The following is a 19,401-nucleotide window of genomic DNA, read 5'->3' on the forward strand; positions in this document are numbered from 1 at the left end:
GCCTGTACAATACAGGATAGCATCCATGTGTTCAGCCTAGTTCATAAATATGTGTCCAGGATTCTGGGTACATATCAGTATGTAAATTAGTTCTTCCGGGGTTTCTTATATATCTTTAATATCAATCGGAGAGTTTGCTCATGGCACGGGATTTTTCAGAGCAGGCATTCTGGGCAGTAATTACGGTGCTGCGGAAGGAGCCTTCCTCTAATTTAGCCACAGCAGCAATGGTAGTTCCGGCCGGGGAGCAGACTGCATCCTTTAATTCGCCCGGATGTTTACCGGTCTCTAATACCATTTTAGCTGCACCAAGAACGGACTGGGCAGCAAATTTATAAGCCTGGGCACGCGGCATACCGTCATTAACAGCTGCGTCAGCCATTGCTTCAATAAACATATAGACATAAGCCGGTGAGGAACCACTGACTCCGACTACGGCATCCATAAGACTTTCCGGTACAATTTCTGCTTTACCAAAGCTTTCAAAGAGAGAGACAACCATTTTGGTTTCTTCTTCTGTGATATGCTCATTTGGGGTAATGGCAGACATGGCTTCCTGAACCATAGCCGGTGTATTTGGCATGGTACGAACCAGTTTAATATCTTTGCTGAATAAAGATTCAATCCGTGAAATGGTCTGTCCGGCAGCAATGGCAACTATGATTTTGTCATCGGTAACACAGTCTTTGATTTCTTTGATGACTGTTTCATAAAGATATGGTTTTACAGCAAGAAAAATGATATCGGATTCTACAGCAACAGTCTCATTGTCTAAGGTGGTGCGGATACCATACTGCTCAGAAAGTGTATCCAGTGTGACCTGGGTTTTCGCACTGGCAATCAGGTGGCTGGCAGGAACCAGACCGGAAGAGATAATTCCGCCAATCATGGCACGACCCATATTACCGCTTCCGATAAAACCAATTTTTTTATCTAACATGATGTATTCTCCTTTTATGAAAGGGGATATCCCAGATGCTACTGGAATATCCCCTTTGATATTGTTTAAGTATAAGTTTAATTAGAAATCTGTTAAGTCAGCAGCTCTTCTCTCTAAGAAAGCACTCATGCCTTCTTTTTTATCATGGGTAGAGCAGGTTACGCCAAACAGGTTAGCTTCCATTTCAACAGCATTCTTGATATCCATATCATATCCGTTGTTGATAGCAGCTTTTGCGATAGATACTGCATAGCTTCCTTTAGAGATAATTTTCTCTGCCATAGCTTTTGCGGTTGGCATTAATTCTTCTTTTGCAACAACTTTGTTTACAAGTCCAATGCGGTATGCTTCGTTTGCATCGATGTTATCGCAGGTGAAGATCATTTCTTTTGCACGTCCCATGCCAACAAGACGGGCAAGTCTCTGTGTACCACCGAATCCTGGGATGATTCCAAGACCACACTCAGGCTGTCCGAATACTGCGTTGTCAGAAGCAATACGGATATCACATGCCATAGAAATTTCGCATCCGCCACCTAAAGCGAATCCATTAACAGCAGCAATAGTTACCTGTCTCATATTCATTAATTTAAAGAATGGAACAGAAGCTTTCATACCGAATGCTCTTGCTTCAGCAGCAGAGAAGTTAACCATCTCAGCGATGTCAGCACCAGCAACGAAAGATTTGAATTCGTTACCTTTCTTATCAGCACCACCGGTTAAGATAACGACTTTGATATCGTCTCTTCCTTCGATTTCGGTAAGAACAGTGTTCAGTTCATCCAATGTTTCGGAATTCAATGCGTTTAATGCTGCAGGTCTAGTAATAGTAAGAACTGCAATTTCGTTTTCAACTGTTAAAGTTAAGTTGTTCATGAAATAGGACCCTCCTGATTGATAAATTATTAACAATGTTTCAATACTTATAATGGTATAACTTTTGGGAGGATTTGTCAATAAAAACTGGTATTTTACAGGGATTGTGCTACAATAGGAAAAGACTTGTCATGTGATTACGCAATGGTTTTTGTGAGAAAGCGGATTTTGGGAATTTTAAGCAGCTTTTCTATAGCCTTTTTAGAAACCAGAATGCCACAATTCTACAAAAGTGCTTTTTTCTCTTGGGATAATGCCTGTTTTTCCAATGTTTGACTGTATGCCTTCTAGGGTTCACCTGAATACGGATATCATTTAGGTGCCTTGCTAGCAGCTCTTGGCATTTCTTTTGTCAACTGGCAATCCTGGCACATGGATGTGCCAGGAAGGCGCATTGGAGCACGGATGTGACTATGCGCCGGTTGCCGGAAAAACAGCTTTATAAGCAGAAATGCCTAGAGTTGCTTAAAGGTGCCTTAGATATCCGTAACAGACGGACCCTAGAAGGCATCCGGTCAAAGCAGGCGGCAAAACAGACAACAATAAGAAAAAAGCACTTTTAAGAATTGTATACATTCTGCTTTCAACAAAAAATCTTATAGAAAAGCTGCTTAAAATTCGAAAACCACTGTTTCTAAAAAATAATTGCGTAATTACATGACAGGACTTGTACAAAGAGAGGTCAATGAAAATGAAAGATACAAAATCATACTTATCAAAAATCGTACAGGATATGCCGGATTCCGGAATCAAGGATTTCTTTGATGTGGCAAATACCATGGAAGGCGCACTTTCACTGGGTGTAGGCGAACCGGATTTCCCGACACCGGAGCATGTAAGAGAGGCAGCGATTGCTTCTATAAAAAAGGGGGATACCAAATACACCGATAATCGCGGAACGGTAGAGCTGCGTGCAGCAGCAGCGGATTATCTGACAAAATTTGATTTGCATTATGATAAACAGGACGAAATACTGATTACTATGGGAGCCAGCGAAGGAATTGATTTAGCTCTTCGGACACTGGTGAATCCGGGAGAGGAAGTCTTAGTGGCAGAACCTTCCTACGTTTCCTATATTCCATGTATTGAATTATGTGGCGGTGTTCCGGTATCATTAAAATTAAGAGCGGAGAATAAATTCCGTCTGACCAGAGAACAGTTAGAGGAAAAGATAACGGAGAAATCCAAAGTCTTACTGATTTCCTATCCGAACAACCCGACCGGAGCAATTATGGAAAAGGAAGATTTAGAGGCAATTGCAGAAGTGGTAAAGGAACATGATTTGTTCGTGATTACCGATGAAATCTATGCAGAATTAACCTATGGAAAGAAACATGTTTCCATCGCATCCCTTCCGGGCATGTATGAGCGCTGCGTTGTATTAAACGGGATTTTCCAAAGCATTTGCCATGACCGGATGGCGTATGGGAATTGCAGCAGGACCAAAGGATGTTATTTTTCATATGAATAAAATACATCAGTTTACAACTATGTCAGCAGGAACCACCAGCCAGTATGCGGCATTGGAAGCATTGACCAGTCCGGTGAGAGATGAAGAGATTGCAGTCATGCGGGAAGAGTATGATGCCAGAAGAACACTGATGGTAGAGGGATTCCGTAAGATGGGATTATCCGTAGCAGAACCGGAAGGCGCATTCTATGTATTTCCGGACATTCGAAAAACAGGACTTACCAGTGAAGAATTCTGTAACCGCCTGTTGCAGGAACAGAAGGTAGCCGTTATCCCGGGAAATGCCTTCGGTACATGCGGAGAAGGCTTTGTACGATGCTCCTATGCATATTCGCAGGATGTCATTCGTGCCTGTCTGGAGAAAATTGCTGAATTCGTAGCACAGTTCTAATAATTGGAAAATTATTATGTGATGCATTTGATTTACGTGAGTAGATGGTATTGTTGATAAGATACCCGGACTGCCGGAATATTAGCAATAACCACGAAATAGAATTAGAAAGAGGAACCATGAGAGAACCATTTGACCTGACAACCCTGATAGAACCATTATTAAATTGGTTTAAAGACCATGCCAGAGTGTTGCCCTGGCGCAATGAGCCGACCCCATACCGGGTGTGGGTGTCTGAAATTATGCTGCAGCAGACCAGAGTGGAAGCGGTAAAACCATATTTTGACCGGTTTTTAAAGGAGCTGCCGGATGTGGCAGCGCTTTCAGACTGCCCGGAGGAGAAGCTTTTGAAACTCTGGGAAGGACTTGGATACTACAACCGGGTGAGAAACATGCAGATTGCAGCACAGACGGTCATGGAGAATTATCATGGAGAGCTTCCGGCAGATTATGAGGCACTGACAAAGTTGAAAGGAATTGGTCATTATACGGCAGGAGCCATCGCATCTATCGCATTTGGCATTCCGGTACCGGCGGTGGATGGAAATGTGCTCCGTGTCATATCCCGGGTAACAGAGGATGATGCGGATATCATGAAAGCATCTGTGCGGACGGCAATGGAGAAGGACTTATTGGAAATTATGCCGGAAAACAGGGCGGGAGCTTTTAACCAGGCACTGATGGAGCTTGGTGCAACGGTATGTCTGCCGAATGGGGCACCTTTATGTGAAGCATGTCCTTGGAAAGAAGTCTGCCGGGCACAAAAGAGCGGACGCTGGAGAGAACTTCCGGTAAAGAGCAAGGCGAAGGCAAGAAGGATAGAGGACAGAACAGTTCTTGTTATAAAGGCAGAGGATAAGGTTCTTTTGCATAAACGGGCCAACAAGGGACTTTTAGCTGGACTCTATGAATTTCCAAATGTGGAAGGGCATCTTAAGGAAGAGGAAGTTATTACCTATCTTAAGAAAATGGGGTTGTCACCGATTCGTTTGAAAAAATTAGAAGACAGCAGGCATATTTTTTCCCATATTGAATGGCATATGACAGGATATGCAGTGCAGATTGATGAGACAGAGCAGGAGTATCAGAATATGCTCTTTGTGGATGTGAAAGAAACGGAAGAACAGTATCCGATTCCGGCAGCATTTTCCAGATACACAGGATATATGAACATTCGTCTTGGAAATGACAGATATAAGGAAGAATAGCAGAAAAGCCATAGAAAAAAGAGGGAGCCGGTGATTATCACCGGCCTTTCATATGAAAAAGATTTTTTATGGTAAGTGTTAAAAACACTATTTTTTGGGAGGAACCTTGCATCAGATGCAAGGTCTATGAAAAAATAAAATTATCGCTTTTTTCTTTCTCAGCTTAGTTATAGTATAAAAGCAGAATGTGAAAACAATGTGCCCGGATTGTTAGAAGGCTGTAAATAAAATATGAATAAATTGTAAACGAAGTGCCTTAAAGAAATCCTAAGAAAAAATGAATTGGAAAACAAATGACAAATGTGTATAATTGAATGAGGATTACCAAGGGGGAAGGAGAACAGAAATGTACGACAGCATTGTAATCGGAGCCGGAATCGCCGGCAGTGTGGCAGCAAGAAAGCTGGCAGAAGAAGGAAAGCAGAAGGTTCTTTTATTGGAACGGAGAAATCATATTGCAGGAAACTGTTATGACAGACCGGATGACCATGGAATTGTAATACATGAATATGGTCCACATATTTTTCATACAAATAAGGAAGAAGTATATCAGTATCTGTCAAGATTTACAGACTGGTATTTCTTTGGTCATGAGGTAGTAGCAAATGTGCATGGGACACTGATTCCGGTACCATTTAACCTGAATACTTTACATATGGTTTATGGGAAAGAGCAGGCAGACCGGTTAGAGCAGAAGCTGATTGCCGCATACGGAGAGGGAAGCCGGGTCCCAATTATGAAATTACGGGAAAATGAAGATGCAGATATCCGGAAGATTGCGGATTATGTATACGAAAATGTTTTCCTTTATTATACGATGAAGCAGTGGGGACAGAAACCAGAGGAGATAAGCCCGGAGGTAACAGGACGTGTGCCGGTGCTGATTTCTTATGATAACAGATATTTCCAGGATAAATATCAGGGTATGCCAAAGGACGGTTATACTGCAATGTTCGAAAAGATGTTAGACCATCCGGGCATTGAGGTGAGAACTGGTGTAGATGCCGGAGAGGTACTGAAATTTACAGAGGACGGCATTTATTTTGATGGAAAGAAATTCGAAGGAAATGTCATTTATACCGGAGCACTGGATGAGTTGTTTGCATGCTGTTATGGAAGACTGCCATATCGTTCACTCCGCTTTGATTTTGAATATTATGACAAACCGGATTATCAGGGACACAGTGTTGTAAATTATACGGTAAGCGAGGATTATACCAGAATTACGGAGTTTAAGTATCTGACTGGGCAGCAGGCAGATGGAACCACGATTGTAAAGGAATATCCATTTGCATACAGTGGAGCAGAAGGAGAGATTCCTTATTATGCCATTTTAAATGAAGAAAATCAGTCATTATATGAAAAATATAAAGCACTGACCGGAAAATATCCGAACATGCATCTTTTGGGAAGACTGGCAGAATACAAATATTATAATATTGATGCCATGACAGAGAAAGCATTAGAACTTACCAAAGAACTTTTAAAATAAAATGTTTCGAAAAACGATTGGAGAAAAAGAATGAAATTATTATCAGTAACCATTCCATGTTACAATTCACAGGATTATATGGAACATTGTATTGAAACACTGCTAACAGGTGGAGATGATGTGGAGATTTTAATCGTAGATGACGGCTCAAAGGATGCAACAGCAGAGATTGCTGACCGTTATCAGAAGAAATATCCTACTATTATTAAGGCAATCCATCAGGAAAATGGTGGACACGGTGCAGCTGTAAATACCGGTATTGCCAATGCAACCGGACTGTATTTTAAAGTAGTAGACAGTGATGACTGGGTAGATGAAGAGAGCTATCACAAGATTCTTGCTAAATTACGGGAACTTGTGGGCGGAAGTACTACTCTTGATATGTTTATCAGCAATTTCGTATATGAGAAGCAGGGCGCAGACCATAAAAAAGTAATGAAATATACCAGAATGTTCCCGGAAAATGAAGTCTTTACATGGTCTGATGTAAGGCATATCAGCAAGGGGCATTATATTCTGATGCATTCTGTTATTTACCGTACCCAGTTATTAAAGGATTGCGGACTTGAGCTGCCAAGACACACCTTCTATGTGGATAATCTTTTTGTATACAATCCGTTGCCATATGTAAAGACCATGTATTATATGAATGTGGATTTCTATCGTTATTTTATCGGAAGGGAAGACCAGTCTGTTAATGAAAAGGTTATGATTGGAAGAATTGATCAGCAGATTAAGGTAAATAAACTGATGATAGAAGAAGTGAATTTGTGGAAAATTGCAAACCCTAAATTAAGAAAATATATGTTTAATTACCTTGAAATTATTACTGTAGTATCGACAGTACTTTGCCTGCGTTCCGAGACAGAAGAAAATCTCATGAAGAAACGGGAACTTTGGTCTTATATCAAAGGTTATGACCTTCGTCTTTTCCATCATTTAAGAAGGGGAATTTTAGGACAGTCCATGAATCTCCCGGGTAAGAGTGGAAGAAAGATTTCTGTTGCAGCTTATAAGCTGACCCAGAAGATTGTGGGATTCAACTAAGCTGAAAAAAATGTGAATAAACGAGTGTATGCTGTAGAAAAGAAAAACAACAGAGGGCGTTATTACTTATATAAAGAAACCACCTTATGCCGGGAAAACGGTAAAGGAGGTTTCTTTTTTTACGCGAGTAGCGAGAAAAATCGCATGCTTGCATGCAGATTTGACGAGCACCGCGATAACTCGAGAAACTCGCAAAGCGTGTTTCTCGTAGTTGCGAGTTACATATGTTCTTTATTTAAGAGAGCAGTTTTCATTTCATATAATTTGTCGGATAAATCAACGTAGATTTCCTGTGGATTTACGAAACGTTTTGTCTCATCCCAGATGGTATCTTTTTCTCTGGTGCAGTAACGCTGAATATCCATAACACTTGGAGATTCGTAAACACATTCGCCCTTCTGGAAAACCGGAACAAGAAGTTCACGCAGTGTATAGCTTCCACCAGGAAGAGTTGTTTTCTTCCATGGGGCGTTCGGGTCAAAGAGCTTCATGTCCTTGGATTCATCAAAGACTTCGCCCACCAGACAGATAAGGTCAGCCTTAATCTTACCGGTTTCTTTATCATAAATACGATAAACATTTTTATTGCCAGGATTTGTAACTTTTTCCACATTTTCGGAAAGCTTAATCTTTGGAATGAATTCACCAGCTTCATTCTGGATAGCAGCCAGCTTGTATACACCACCGAAAGCAGGATTGTCTTTGGAAGTAATTAAGTTGGTTCCAACACCCCAGGAAGTAATGGTAGCCCCCTGAATCTTTAAGCTTTCAATCAGATACTCATCCAAATCATTGGAAGCGGAGATAACTGCGTCCGGGAATCCGGCATCATCTAACATTTTGCGGACTTTCTTGGAAAGATAAGCAAGGTCGCCACTGTCCATACGGATTCCGTAGTAGGTAAGCGGAATGCCGGCATCTCTCATTTCTTTAAATACCTTGATGGCATTTGGCATACCGGATTTTAAAGTATCATAGGTATCGACAAGAAGGATGCAGGCAGATGGATAAAGCTTTGCATATTTCTTAAAGGCGGTATATTCATCCGGAAAACTCATAATCCAGCTATGGGCGTGGGTCCCAAGTACCGGGACGTCAAACATCTGACCGGCAAGGACGTTGGAAGTACCTTTACAGCCGCCGATAACAGCAGCTCTGGCGCCGTAGGTTCCGGAATCAGGACCCTGGGCGCGTCTTAAACCAAATTCCATGACGCCATCACCCTGGGCAGCGTAGCATACGCGGGCAGCCTTGGTGGCAATCAGGCTCTGGTGGTTGATGATATTTAAGACTGCAGTTTCGATTAACTGGGCTTCCATAATCGGAGCAACCACTTTTACAAGAGGCTCTCTTGGAAAAATCAGAGTTCCTTCCGGAATTGCATAGATATCACCGGAGAATTTAAAGTTACTTAAATAAGTTAAAAAGTCTTCATCAAAGATGGATAAACTTCTTAAATAGGAAATATCCTCTTCGTCAAAATGAAGATTCTTGATATAGTCAATCATCTGGTCTAATCCCGCGCAGACTGCATAACCGCCATCACATGGATTGGTGCGGTAAAAAGCGTCAAAAACAGCCACATCACGGTTGCCGGTTTTAAAGTATCCCTGCATCATTGTCATCTCATAAAGATCAGTCAACAATGTCAAATTTAATGTACTCATATGTGATATTCCTTTCTTTTACATCTGTAAATACAGGTGTCTTGTCAGATGAATTATAGACTTTTACTTACAAAAAAGCAAGTAATGAGTATAAATATGCTTCATTATAACCATTTTTTCCGGATTTGCAAAGTTTATGATAAAATATATGAGAAAAAGTTTATAAAAATTTTATGATTTCACTTATTTTTCTTGTAATGGAGGTAGGCATTTGCTACAATAAATGGGAGAAAATATTTTATACTAATGGAGGATGTATTATAATGAGTGAAGAAAATTTCAACACTGAAAATGGAACGAATGAGCAGACATATAGCCAGCCACAGCAGGCGTATAGCCAGCCGCAGCAGACATATAGCCAGCCACAGCAGACATATAGCCAGCCACAGCAGGCATATGAACAGCCACAGCAGGCATATGAACAGCCACAGCAGGCATATGAACAGCCACAGCAGAATTATGACCAGCAGGCTTATAACCAGAATCAGCAGTATGCACAGCAGAACTATGGTTATGACCAGTCCCAGCAGGGATATGGAACTTATCAGCAGCCACAGCAGCAGGCATATGGAAGCTTCGACCAGACACAGTATGGTTACAACCAGCCGGCTTCATCCGGAAAAGGAATGGCAATTGCATCCATGGTACTGGGAATTATATCCATCCCGGCAATCTGTTTCTGGATTGTAGGACTTCCTTGTGCAATTGTAGGATTAATCCTTGGTATTCTTTATAATAAGAAAAACGAGCATTCACCAATGGCAACAGCAGGTATTGTCTGCAGTATTATTACCATTGCACTTCTGGTGCTGGTACTTATCCTGTGCATCGTTGGTGCAGTATCATTAAGTTCTTTGGAATATAGCTACTATTATTAAAAAGGAATTGGTGAAGCAGAATGTATCCAGATAACAGGAATCCATATCCGTTGAATCAAAATCAGAATCCGCAGTATGGGAATCCATACCCGCCGAATCAGAACCAGAATCCGCAGTATGGGAATCCGTACCCGCCGAATCAGAACCAGAATCCGCAGTATGGGAATCCGTACCCGCCGAATTACAATCAGCGTCCGGCAGATAACCGGAAAGAGGAGCCGGGAAAAGGTTTCGCAGTTGCATCCATGGTGTTGGGGCTGATTTCACTGGTATTATTTTGCACCGGAATCAATATTATAACTGCAATTCTGGCAATTGTTTTTGGAATTATACATCTGGTGAAACAAAAACAGAACCATGGAATGGCAGTTGCAGGTATTGTAACAGCTGTAGTTGGTATACTTGCATTTGTAACGTACTGGCTTTTGATTATTCATGCAGCAGGCAGAACCAGTGGGCCGGATGAATTCCTAAGACGTTATGAATATCAGTTTGATGGTGAAATGAAAGCACCGGATGACTATCAGGATTTAGAGGATTATCTGCAGCATAATTTTGAGAATTTTTAAGAAGAACATAAGAAGCATTGAATGGAGAAATCTGTTCAGTGCTTTTTACTTTACAGGAAATTGTTTTCATGCAAAGTAAAAAACGCTCCGCGAGGATGCGCACTACGGCGTATAAGGTAGATGTCGCAAGCGACCACCGCAGGCGCGGGAAAAAGTCGGAGAGTTGACAAATATATCGAAGTACGATATAGTATATAGCAGTGCGATATATCGCAGTGAAGAGTACAGGGAGGAAAAGCATGAACCAGCATATTAAAAAGGTTTATGTTCCGATGACGGAAACGGCATTTTATATTCTGCTGTGTTTGAAGAAACCGAATCACGGTTATGGCATTGTCCAGACGGTGGAAAAACTTACAGATGGAGCCATTCGGCTGGCACCGGGAACCATGTACGGCAGCTTATCCAAGATGGAAAAGGATGGTCTGATCCAGTTTATCCGGGAAGAAGATAAACGGAAAATCTACCAGATTACCGAACTTGGCTTAGAGGTATTGCAACTGGAATTAAAGCGGATAGAGCGGCTGTATCGGATTGCACAGGAGGAAATATAATGGAGAAAAAGACGGTATTTAAGTATTTTACCATAGTAAACCATGAGAAAGAGGAAGCCTATCTTCGCAGCATGCATAAGGATGGCTGGAAGCTTGTAAAGGTATCCGGATTTTGCATGTATCATTTTGAAAAATGTGAGCCGGAGGATGTGATTTACCGGCTGGATTATAACCGGGAAGGCATTCTGCATAAGTCGGAATATACGAAGATGTTTGAAGACTGCGGCTGGGAATATCTACAGGATTATGTGGGCTATAGTTATTTCAGAAAACCAGCGGCAGAGGCGGAGGGCGCAGACGAGATTTTCTGCGATGATGATTCCAGGCTTGAAATGTTAAAAAGGGTCTTTCGCAGAAGGATTATTTTACTGATAATTCTGTTTTTATGTCTGCTGCTGCCGGGCTTTATAAGGACTTTGTATTGCAGAGAGTATTTTGACGCAGCATTAATGGGGATTGTTATAGTGATGTATCTTGTGTTGTTTGCAGCATTTACCTGTAAATACCGGAAAGTAAAAGGAAAGCACTAACCGTTGAAAAAAATAGTGCTTGACGCACAGATACACAAATGTAATAATACAATAGTACAATCAAGACGATAACTGAAAGGAGAAGTTATGGAGGAGATTATGAAGGTAAAGGGTCTCAATAAGACCTTTACATTATCCCAGAAACAACAAAAGATTGAGAAAACCAATGAGAAGAAGCGAATTGCAGTGCATGATTTATCATTTACTTCTTATCGGGGAGAGGTGTTTGGACTGCTTGGACCAAACGGAGCCGGAAAGACAACCACACTCCGTATGCTGGCAACACTGATTAAACCGGATTCCGGAGATGCTATTTTAGATGGCAGCAGTATTGTTAATGCACCGGAAGAAGTCCGCAGTAAGATCGGCTTTCTGACCAGTGAACTGAAATTAGAGGGCTTTTTTACACCAAATTACTTATATAATTTCTTTTCGGATTTATACGGAGTAGAGCCGGCTGTCCGGGATGAAAGAAAGAAGAGACTTTTTGACCGCTTCGGCATCACACAGTTTGCAGAAGTGAAAGTAAAGGATATGTCTACCGGTATGAAACAGAAGGTTTCTTTGGTTATTTCCTTAGTCCATGACCCGGAAATCATTATCTTTGATGAACCGACCAACGGACTTGATGTTCTGACAGCCAAAGTAGTAACGGATTTCCTGTTAGAGCTTAAGAAAGAAGGAAAGAGCATCATCGTTTCTACCCACATTTTCAGCCTGATTGAGAAAATCTGTGACAGAGTCGGAATTATCATTAAGGGAGAAATGATTATCTGCGATACATTAGAGGCAGTGAAAAATGGCAAATCATTAGAAGACAGATTCTTTGAAATCTATGAAGAAACGGTAGGTGAAGCAGAATGAGAAACAATCTTATAACAATTATAAAGAAAGAACTTGCCCGTTTCTTCGGGGATAAAAGAATGGTATTTACTACGATTTTGATGCCGGGCTTAATGATTTATATCATGTACAGCTTCATGGGCAGCGGACTGACCTCCAGATTTGAAGCAGATGAGGATTATACCTATCGTATTTATGCAGAAAATATGCCATCCACGGTTTCAGCCATGATAAAAGGCAGTGACATCAATGTGGAATATTTAGACCGGGATGGTGTCAGCGAAGAGGATATGAAGCAGGCGGTAACCGATAAAGATGCGGAAATGCTGATGGTATTTCCGGAAAATTTTGAAGCAGATGTACTGGCATATGACAGCATGACTGCTACCACACCGGCTCCGCAGGTAGCCTTATATTATAATTCCGCAGATACCGAATCCACGGCATGTTATCAGATTATGGCTTCTGTATTAGATGGATATGAAGCTTCTATGGCAAATAAGTTCGATGTCAACAGCGGTGACGAAGAATATGACCTTGCCAGCAAGGAAGACAGCACCGGACAGATTTTCTCCATGATGCTTCCAATGCTGCTTATGATATTCCTTTTCTCAGGATGTATGGCAATTGCACCGGAATCCATAGCAGGGGAAAAGGAGAGAGGAACTATTGCTACCTTATTGGTAACACCGATGAAACGTGGACAGCTTGCCATGGGAAAAATCATCAGCCTTGGTATTATCGGACTTTTAAGTGGAATTTCCAGTTTTGTGGGTACCATGTTATCCCTTCCAAAATTAATGGGAACAGAATCCAATGCAATGGATGCCAGCGTATACAGCGTCACCGATTATATCCTTTTATTGCTGGTGATTCTTACCACAGTATTGGTACTGGTTGGAGCATTAGCTGTAATTTCAGCATTTGCAAAGACGGTAAAGGAAGCCGGTTCTATGATTATGCCGCTGATGGTTGTGGTAATGGTAATTTCCGTTACATCTATGCTTGGAAGCGGAGCACCGAAGGAATTTTACTGGTATCTGATTCCTTTCTATAACAGTGTGCAGGGCATGACCGGAATTTTTGATTTCTCCTACAGCGGAATCAATATTGTGGCATGTCTTGTCAGCAACCTTATTTATACCGGTATTTTATCAATGGTACTGGCGAAAATGTTTGGCAGTGAGAAAATTATGTATTCCTAGAAAAAAATACTAGACAAATAGCTTTTATAGGACTAAAATAATGAAAAAACATAGAACAATAGAAAGCTATAACACCAGGTTATAACATCTATTTGCGACAAATGAATGGAGGATGTTATTATGGAAAAGAAGGACTTAGACTGGTCTAATCTTGGATTCGGTTATGTAAAGACCGATAAGAGATATGTATCAAATTTCAAAAACGGAGCATGGGATGAGGGAACTTTAACCGATGATGCAGATATTGTATTGAATGAATGCGCTGGTGTATTCCAGTATGCACAGACCGTATTTGAAGGATTGAAAGCATATACAACAGAGGATGGACATATCGTTACTTTCCGACCTGACTTAAATGCAAGCCGTCTTGCAGATTCAGCACGCAGACTGGAAATGCCGGTATTCCCGGAAGAGCGTTTTGTAGATGCAGTACAGAAGGTAGTAGAAGCAAATGCAGCATATGTTCCACCATATGGTTCCGGTGCAACACTTTACATCAGACCATACATGATGGGAACAAATCCTGTAATCGGTGTAAAACCAGCGGATGAATATCAGTTCCGTATGTTCTGTACACCGGTAGGACCATATTTCAAGGGTGGCGCAAAGCCAATTACCATCCGTGTCAGTGACTATGACCGTGCAGCACCTTGCGGAACCGGTAATATCAAAGCTGGTCTGAATTACGCAATGAGTCTTCATGCAATCGTAACTGCACATGCAGACGGATTTGATGAGAATATGTACTTAGACCCTAAGACAAGAACTAAGGTAGAAGAGACAGGTGGAGCAAACTTCATCTTTGTTACCAAGGATAATAAACTGGTTACACCGAAGTCAGATTCTATACTGCCATCCATTACACGTCGTTCACTGGTATATGTTGCAGAACATTATCTTGGAATGAAAGTAGAACACAGAGAAGTATATTTCGATGAAGTAAAAGACTTCGCAGAGGCAGGACTTTGCGGAACAGCAGCAGTTATTTCTCCAATCGGAAAGATTGTTGACCACGGCAAAGAAATCTTAATTCCAAGTGGAATGGAAGAAATGGGACCTGTAACAAAGAAACTTTATGATACTCTGACCGGAATCCAGATGGGACGTATTGAAGCTCCGGAAGGATGGATTAAGAGAATCCTGTAAGAGAAAGTTTATAGGGAACATATAATGAAAGAACACAGGAAGCGGTATTCTGAAAGGGCAACTCAATAAGGGATTTGTAATCCAGTAAAATATCGGCATAGTCGTAATAATCGGCTATGCCTTTTTTACATTGCTTGGGATATGTACTTCACCGATGAAGTTGAAGATAACCTTTGTCATATTCCCTTTACGTTCCTCGTATCTGAAATTGCACCATGATGCATGCTTCTTCAGGTACGTTGGTACATTTTCTACATTCATAGTTTTTAATTCCTCCTTCTGTTTTGGCTTCATTAGTGAAAGGACATAAGCTCCCGCTTAAGTACCGATTTTCAAAATTTCATTTCTTACTACTCAATGGAGGTGAGAGTGCCGTTTGACCGAAAGAATTTCAAATTTATTTTCCTTACACTTACCATTGGAGATATAAGGGAGATTTTGACGAAACTTTTTGATTTATCCTTTCTAACTTCCTAAGGGGATTTAGTGATGGTAATTCCGGTAGAAAATAAAAAATTCTCCGAGCCTATGACCGGAGGGTAGAAAAATTTATATTTGTTTGTTATAATAACGCTATATTGATGCACACAAAATCAAGGAGAAAATAGACATGAATTTTCCGGAAGAAATAAAAAACTCAGGGAACGTGCACTGTTAACACAAGCAGAGTTCGCTGAGATTGTGGATGTAGCATTTTCAACTATTAACCGATGGGAAGCAGGAAAAACCAGACCTAATATTAAAGCTATGAAAAATATTAAAGCCTACTGCGAAAAGAACAACTTACCTTACGTAGATGTGGAAGAAGCCTGGCTGAATTATAAAGTTGGAGGAACTCTATAATGATAACAAAGTCTAATTTGAAGGATATGCTAAAGTCAGCAGGTTTTAGTGATACTTCTGAAGATAAATACGAAAAAAACTATCCACTTTCTGATTGCTCTATCATAGTGGATTTTAGAAATGAAAAAATAGTTTATCCCGAAGATAAAGGATTTAAGGTTAATGTAGCAACTACAACAAATTTCTCTGAGCCAGAAAACTTTGTTGTGTTAGAATGCGTTAACCGGCTTCTTGATAAGGGGTACAGACCTGAAAATATTGAACTTGAGCGTACTTGGACACTGGGGCATGAACAAAAAGGTGGACGAGCAGATATTTGTGTATCTAATCAAAATGGAAAAATACTGTTCATTGTTGAATGTAAAACATTTGGTGTCGAATATAACAAAGAAATGAAAAACATTCTTTCGGATGGTGGACAGTTGATTTCTTATTGGCAGCAGGAGCGAGGTTGTCGATGGTTAGTATTATATGCATCAAATATTAATAGTAGCAATGACATTGAATATACAACAGATAGCATCGATTGTTCAGATGATGAGAATATTTTAAACCTGGCGAGGAAAGATGCTACCATTCTTCTGTACAAGGATGCACACACAGCCTCAGAACTTTATGATGCATGGAAAGAAACATATGAACAGAGATTTAGTGGAGATATCATTTTTAGAGATGATTCGGTTGCTTATAATATTGGTGTAAAACCTATAAGGAAAAAGAATTTAAAAGATTTCTCTGAAAATGACAAGATAGTAAATCGCTTTGAAGAGATTCTACGTCATAATAATGTTTCAGATAAAGAAAATGCATTCAACCGTCTTATAGCTTTATTCATTTGCAAATTAGTAGATGAAATACAAAAAACTGATAATGATATAGTTGAATTTCAATATAAAGTTGGTACGGATACATATGAATCACTACAGGATAGACTCCAAAGACTTCATAAGGAAGGTATGGAGAAATTTATGCGTGAAGAGATTTTCTATGTGTCTGATGACTATGCAGAAAATCTTGTGAAACAATATACGAAGCAGAAGCGGGTAAAAATGATTGAAGAACTCCGGAACACACTTCGTATTCTCAAATTTTACACAAATAATGACTTTGCTTTTAAAGATGTTCATAACGAAGAACTTTTCTATCAAAATGGGAAAATTTTAGTAGAGATGGTACAGCTCTTTCAAGATTATAGAATAATTGGCTCTGCAGATGTGCAGATGCTTGGTGATTTGTTTGAACAATTGCTTAATAAAGGCTTTAAGCAGAATGAAGGTCAATTTTTCACACCTACTCCTATTACACGCTTTATTTGGGATAGTCTTCCTTTAGAAAAAATAATGACAAAAGCTGATGGCATTGAATATCCTAAAGTTATCGATTATGCATGTGGAGCAGGTCATTTCTTGACGGAGGGATTTGAAGCGGTAGAGGTCTGTGCTAATGCCATAAATAATAGTGAACACACATCTAATCAATGGGTAGAGAAAAAAATATTCGGTATTGAAAAAGACTATAGATTGGCTAGAGTCTCTAAAATTTCTTTGTTCATGCATGGCGCAGGTAATGGAAATATAATTTTCGGTGATGGTCTTGAGAATTATCCGGACAAGGAGATAACTCCGAAATCATTTGATATTCTCGTGGCTAATCCTCCGTATTCAGTAAAGACCTTCAAGCCTCACTTGAAGTTATCAAATAATCAGCTGGATATTTTAGAAAAAATTTCAAATGATGGTTCAGAGATAGAAACATTATTTGTAGAACGAATATCACAGTTATTAAAACCAAATGGTGTTGCTGCTGTAGTTCTACCAAGTAGTATCTTAAATAAGGAGAATGAAAGTTTCATCTCAGCACGTGAATCTCTTCTTAGGAATTTTAATATTATTGCCATTGCAACCTTAGGAAGCAAAACTTTTGGAGCTACTGGAACCAATACAGTTATTCTATTCTTGCAAAAATTTAATGAACCGCCCAAACGCACAGACATGGTTTTAGATAGTGTTGAAGCTATACTTTCTAAAGCGGATATAGATGGTTGGGAAGATGAGTCTATCTTAAGAGGATATCTTAAGAAAATAGGTGTAAAGAAGGATACCTACGATAAACTTTTAGCCAAGAGCGAAGATTATACTCATTGGAAAGATGATAATTATTTCGTCCAACACTATGATGAGTTTGTAACCTCAACAGAATACGTTAAAAAAAGCAAGCAAAAAACTTTCCTAAAGCTATCTGATGCAGAACAGAAGAAATGGTTTAATCAGAAGTTTTATGAATATGTATTTTCCATTGAACAAGAAAAATTATTTTATTACTCATTGGTTTATAACCAAGATACACTGGTAATTTCTGCTCCAGATGAGAATAAAGAGCAAGAAAAGTTTCTTGGATATAAATGGAGTAACAGAAAAGGACAAGAAGGAATTCAGATAATAAAGGCTGGAGGATACTTATATAATGCATTTGACCGCAGTGACAATAATTCTATCGCAGGACTTATTAGAAATGCATTCTCTGACGAAGATGAGTTTGATGTCGAAGATCTTAGCGACTACTACTATCGTTTGAGATTACAGGATATGCTTGATTTTTCTGGGACAACATTTAACAAGTCTATTAAGACCACTCCGACAAGAGTACGCAAGGATATTCCAGGGCTTACAAATTATAGATTATCTGATAAAAACTTCTTTGATTTAAGCATTGGAAATCGTGTTCTTTCCGATGAGGTGGTTGAAAATGGTAGTATTCCTATATATAGTGCAAATGTTTTTGAGGAATTTGGAAGAATTGATAAGCAGAATATCACTGATTTTTCTGTACCTTCTATTCTATGGGGGATTGATGGTGATTGGATGGTAAATATTATGCCTGCTGATAAACCATTCTATCCGACTGACCACTGTGGTGTTTTGCGTATAAAAACAGATGATATATTGCCTAAATATATGGCGTTAGCACTTCAAGTGGAAGGCGAATTTGAAAGGTTTTCTCGTAGTAACAGGGCATCTACACAGAGAATTGCTAATTTAATCATCCAAGTGCCTTCTGTTTCTGAACAGCAGAAAATTGTTGATGAAATTGAGACTATTGAAAAGAGAATTGCTGATGAGCAAGCGATTATTAGTGAGCAGTCTGCGAAGGTTAAATCCAAATTTGTCGAAATGTTTGGAGATAATCCGACAACAACACATGGGAAAAACAGCGTAAAATTAAGTACACTATGTGAAAATTTAGACAACGAAAGGAAACCAATAGCGGAACATCTGAGAAACAAGGGAGATATTCCATATTATGGAGCATCCGGAATTGTCGATTATGTAGCTGAGTATATTTTTGATGAAACATTGCTATTGATCTCCGAGGATGGCGCAAATTTAGTGTCTCGTAATATGCCAATAGCTTTTAGTATTACTGGCAAATCATGGGTAAATAATCATGTACATATTCTTAGGTTTAAGAATTATAAATTGCAGAAATATGTTGAAAGCTATATAAACAACATAGATTTGTCGGAATATATAAATAAAAATGCTAACCCGAAGCTTACGCAGGAAAAATTGAACAGTATCATGATTTACATGCCTAACGACACAACATTAGATTTATATATTTCAAGTATCAACCAATGCGACAAATTGAAATTTGAAGCACAAGAAAGATTCAAGGAACTAAATGCTGCACGTGAAGATATTATAGACAAATACTTCAGATAAAATAGAATGCCTAATATTA

At 39.7% G+C, this 19,401-nt stretch carries 15 protein-coding genes and 2 pseudogenes; 13 read left to right on the forward strand and 4 right to left on the reverse strand.

From position 1 onward, the window contains the following. Window positions 1-121: 121 nt before the first annotated feature. Together proC and LKD41_RS14200 are read right to left on the reverse strand one after the other, a co-directional pair. Window positions 122-940, reverse strand: coding sequence for a pyrroline-5-carboxylate reductase (gene proC / locus LKD41_RS14195; protein WP_227701528.1), 819 nt, complete (start codon window positions 938-940; stop codon window positions 122-124). An 81-nt stretch (window positions 941-1,021) separates the two neighbouring features. Then, window positions 1,022-1,816, reverse strand: coding sequence for an enoyl-CoA hydratase-related protein (locus tag LKD41_RS14200; RefSeq protein WP_022243431.1), 795 nt, complete (start codon window positions 1,814-1,816; stop codon window positions 1,022-1,024). Window positions 1,817-2,507: 691 nt separating this feature from the next. On the opposite strand from LKD41_RS14200, the pseudogene LKD41_RS14205 reads away from it, so the two are divergent. From LKD41_RS14205 to LKD41_RS14220, 4 genes and pseudogenes are all read left to right on the forward strand, one after another. After that, a pseudogene (locus tag LKD41_RS14205) lies at window positions 2,508-3,678 on the forward strand (pyridoxal phosphate-dependent aminotransferase). 119 nt (window positions 3,679-3,797) lie between these two features. Further along, complete coding sequence (mutY, locus tag LKD41_RS14210; RefSeq protein WP_022243430.1) at window positions 3,798-4,886, forward strand: A/G-specific adenine glycosylase; 1,089 nt, start codon at window positions 3,798-3,800, stop codon at window positions 4,884-4,886. Window positions 4,887-5,232: 346 nt separating this feature from the next. Then, the gene (gene glf, locus LKD41_RS14215) at window positions 5,233-6,378 is read left to right on the forward strand and encodes a UDP-galactopyranose mutase (RefSeq protein WP_227701529.1); all 1,146 of its coding nucleotides are present in this window, start codon (window positions 5,233-5,235) and stop codon (window positions 6,376-6,378) included. Between the two features lie 30 nt (window positions 6,379-6,408). Further along, window positions 6,409-7,425 (forward strand): glycosyltransferase family 2 protein, encoded by a 1,017-nt coding sequence (locus LKD41_RS14220; protein WP_117947571.1) that lies wholly within the window; start codon window positions 6,409-6,411, stop codon window positions 7,423-7,425. Between the two features lie 218 nt (window positions 7,426-7,643). Here LKD41_RS14220 and LKD41_RS14225 read toward each other — a convergent pair whose 3' ends face one another. Then, on the reverse strand, window positions 7,644-9,092 hold the full coding sequence (locus LKD41_RS14225; protein ID WP_117947570.1) for a nicotinate phosphoribosyltransferase: 1,449 nt from the start codon (window positions 9,090-9,092) through the stop codon (window positions 7,644-7,646). Between the two features lie 263 nt (window positions 9,093-9,355). Here LKD41_RS14225 and LKD41_RS14230 point away from each other — a divergent pair, with 263 nt between their 5' ends. The 7 genes from LKD41_RS14230 (at window position 9,356) to LKD41_RS14260 (ending at window position 14,817) form a co-directional block, all read left to right on the forward strand. Beyond that, on the forward strand, window positions 9,356-9,970 hold the full coding sequence (locus LKD41_RS14230) for a DUF4190 domain-containing protein (RefSeq protein ID WP_227701530.1): 615 nt from the start codon (window positions 9,356-9,358) through the stop codon (window positions 9,968-9,970). A 20-nt stretch (window positions 9,971-9,990) separates the two neighbouring features. Beyond that, window positions 9,991-10,539 (forward strand): DUF4190 domain-containing protein, encoded by a 549-nt coding sequence (locus tag LKD41_RS14235; RefSeq protein WP_227701531.1) that lies wholly within the window; start codon window positions 9,991-9,993, stop codon window positions 10,537-10,539. A gap of 239 nt (window positions 10,540-10,778) precedes the next feature. Next, the gene (locus tag LKD41_RS14240) at window positions 10,779-11,093 is read left to right on the forward strand and encodes a PadR family transcriptional regulator (RefSeq protein WP_227701532.1); all 315 of its coding nucleotides are present in this window, start codon (window positions 10,779-10,781) and stop codon (window positions 11,091-11,093) included. After that, on the forward strand, window positions 11,093-11,623 hold the full coding sequence (locus LKD41_RS14245) for a DUF2812 domain-containing protein (RefSeq protein ID WP_227701533.1): 531 nt from the start codon (window positions 11,093-11,095) through the stop codon (window positions 11,621-11,623). Before LKD41_RS14240 ends, LKD41_RS14245 begins: the two co-directional genes overlap by 1 nt. A gap of 87 nt (window positions 11,624-11,710) precedes the next feature. Next, a complete protein-coding gene (locus LKD41_RS14250) occupies window positions 11,711-12,487 on the forward strand; it encodes an ABC transporter ATP-binding protein (protein WP_349225262.1) in 777 nt (258 codons plus the stop codon). Then, complete coding sequence (locus LKD41_RS14255) at window positions 12,484-13,671, forward strand: ABC transporter permease (RefSeq protein ID WP_227701535.1); 1,188 nt, start codon at window positions 12,484-12,486, stop codon at window positions 13,669-13,671. The genes LKD41_RS14250 and LKD41_RS14255 overlap by 4 nt, the downstream gene beginning before the upstream one ends. Window positions 13,672-13,791: 120 nt before the next feature. Beyond that, entirely contained in the window at window positions 13,792-14,817 is a 1,026-nt protein-coding gene (locus LKD41_RS14260; RefSeq protein ID WP_227701536.1) for a branched-chain amino acid aminotransferase, read from the forward strand. Window positions 14,818-14,931: 114 nt separating this feature from the next. On the opposite strand, the gene LKD41_RS14265 is transcribed toward LKD41_RS14260, so the two are convergent. Then, window positions 14,932-15,078 (reverse strand): hypothetical protein, encoded by a 147-nt coding sequence (locus LKD41_RS14265; RefSeq protein ID WP_227701537.1) that lies wholly within the window; start codon window positions 15,076-15,078, stop codon window positions 14,932-14,934. A 381-nt stretch (window positions 15,079-15,459) separates the two neighbouring features. On the opposite strand from LKD41_RS14265, the pseudogene LKD41_RS14270 reads away from it, so the two are divergent. Then, window positions 15,460-15,660, forward strand: a pseudogene (locus LKD41_RS14270) (helix-turn-helix domain-containing protein); the annotation flags it as partial. Beyond that, window positions 15,660-19,382 (forward strand): N-6 DNA methylase, encoded by a 3,723-nt coding sequence (locus tag LKD41_RS14275; RefSeq protein ID WP_227701538.1) that lies wholly within the window; start codon window positions 15,660-15,662, stop codon window positions 19,380-19,382. The pseudogene LKD41_RS14270 and the gene LKD41_RS14275, both read left to right, overlap by 1 nt. The last annotated feature ends 19 nt before the right edge of the window (window positions 19,383-19,401 follow it).

Origin of the sequence: Roseburia sp. CLA-AA-H209 (assembly GCF_020687575.1) — a bacterium.
Lineage (GTDB): Bacteria > Bacillota > Clostridia > Lachnospirales > Lachnospiraceae > Roseburia_C > Roseburia_C amylophila.

Bases quoted from the DNA above. Each gene is read 5' to 3' on its own strand.
- proC (WP_227701528.1), bottom strand. From the start codon at position 940: ATGTTAGATAAAAAAATTGGTTTTATCGGAAGCGGTAATATGGGTCGT.
- LKD41_RS14200 (WP_022243431.1), bottom strand. From the start codon at position 1,816: ATGAACAACTTAACTTTAACAGTTGAAAACGAAATTGCAGTTCTTACT.
- mutY (WP_022243430.1), top strand. From the start codon at position 3,798: ATGAGAGAACCATTTGACCTGACAACCCTGATAGAACCATTATTAAAT.
- glf (WP_227701529.1), top strand. From the start codon at position 5,233: ATGTACGACAGCATTGTAATCGGAGCCGGAATCGCCGGCAGTGTGGCA.
- LKD41_RS14220 (WP_117947571.1), top strand. From the start codon at position 6,409: ATGAAATTATTATCAGTAACCATTCCATGTTACAATTCACAGGATTAT.
- LKD41_RS14225 (WP_117947570.1), bottom strand. From the start codon at position 9,092: ATGAGTACATTAAATTTGACATTGTTGACTGATCTTTATGAGATGACA.
- LKD41_RS14230 (WP_227701530.1), top strand. From the start codon at position 9,356: ATGAGTGAAGAAAATTTCAACACTGAAAATGGAACGAATGAGCAGACA.
- LKD41_RS14235 (WP_227701531.1), top strand. From the start codon at position 9,991: ATGTATCCAGATAACAGGAATCCATATCCGTTGAATCAAAATCAGAAT.
- LKD41_RS14240 (WP_227701532.1), top strand. From the start codon at position 10,779: ATGAACCAGCATATTAAAAAGGTTTATGTTCCGATGACGGAAACGGCA.
- LKD41_RS14245 (WP_227701533.1), top strand. From the start codon at position 11,093: ATGGAGAAAAAGACGGTATTTAAGTATTTTACCATAGTAAACCATGAG.
- LKD41_RS14250 (WP_349225262.1), top strand. From the start codon at position 11,711: ATGGAGGAGATTATGAAGGTAAAGGGTCTCAATAAGACCTTTACATTA.
- LKD41_RS14255 (WP_227701535.1), top strand. From the start codon at position 12,484: ATGAGAAACAATCTTATAACAATTATAAAGAAAGAACTTGCCCGTTTC.
- LKD41_RS14260 (WP_227701536.1), top strand. From the start codon at position 13,792: ATGGAAAAGAAGGACTTAGACTGGTCTAATCTTGGATTCGGTTATGTA.
- LKD41_RS14265 (WP_227701537.1), bottom strand. From the start codon at position 15,078: ATGAATGTAGAAAATGTACCAACGTACCTGAAGAAGCATGCATCATGG.
- LKD41_RS14275 (WP_227701538.1), top strand. From the start codon at position 15,660: ATGATAACAAAGTCTAATTTGAAGGATATGCTAAAGTCAGCAGGTTTT.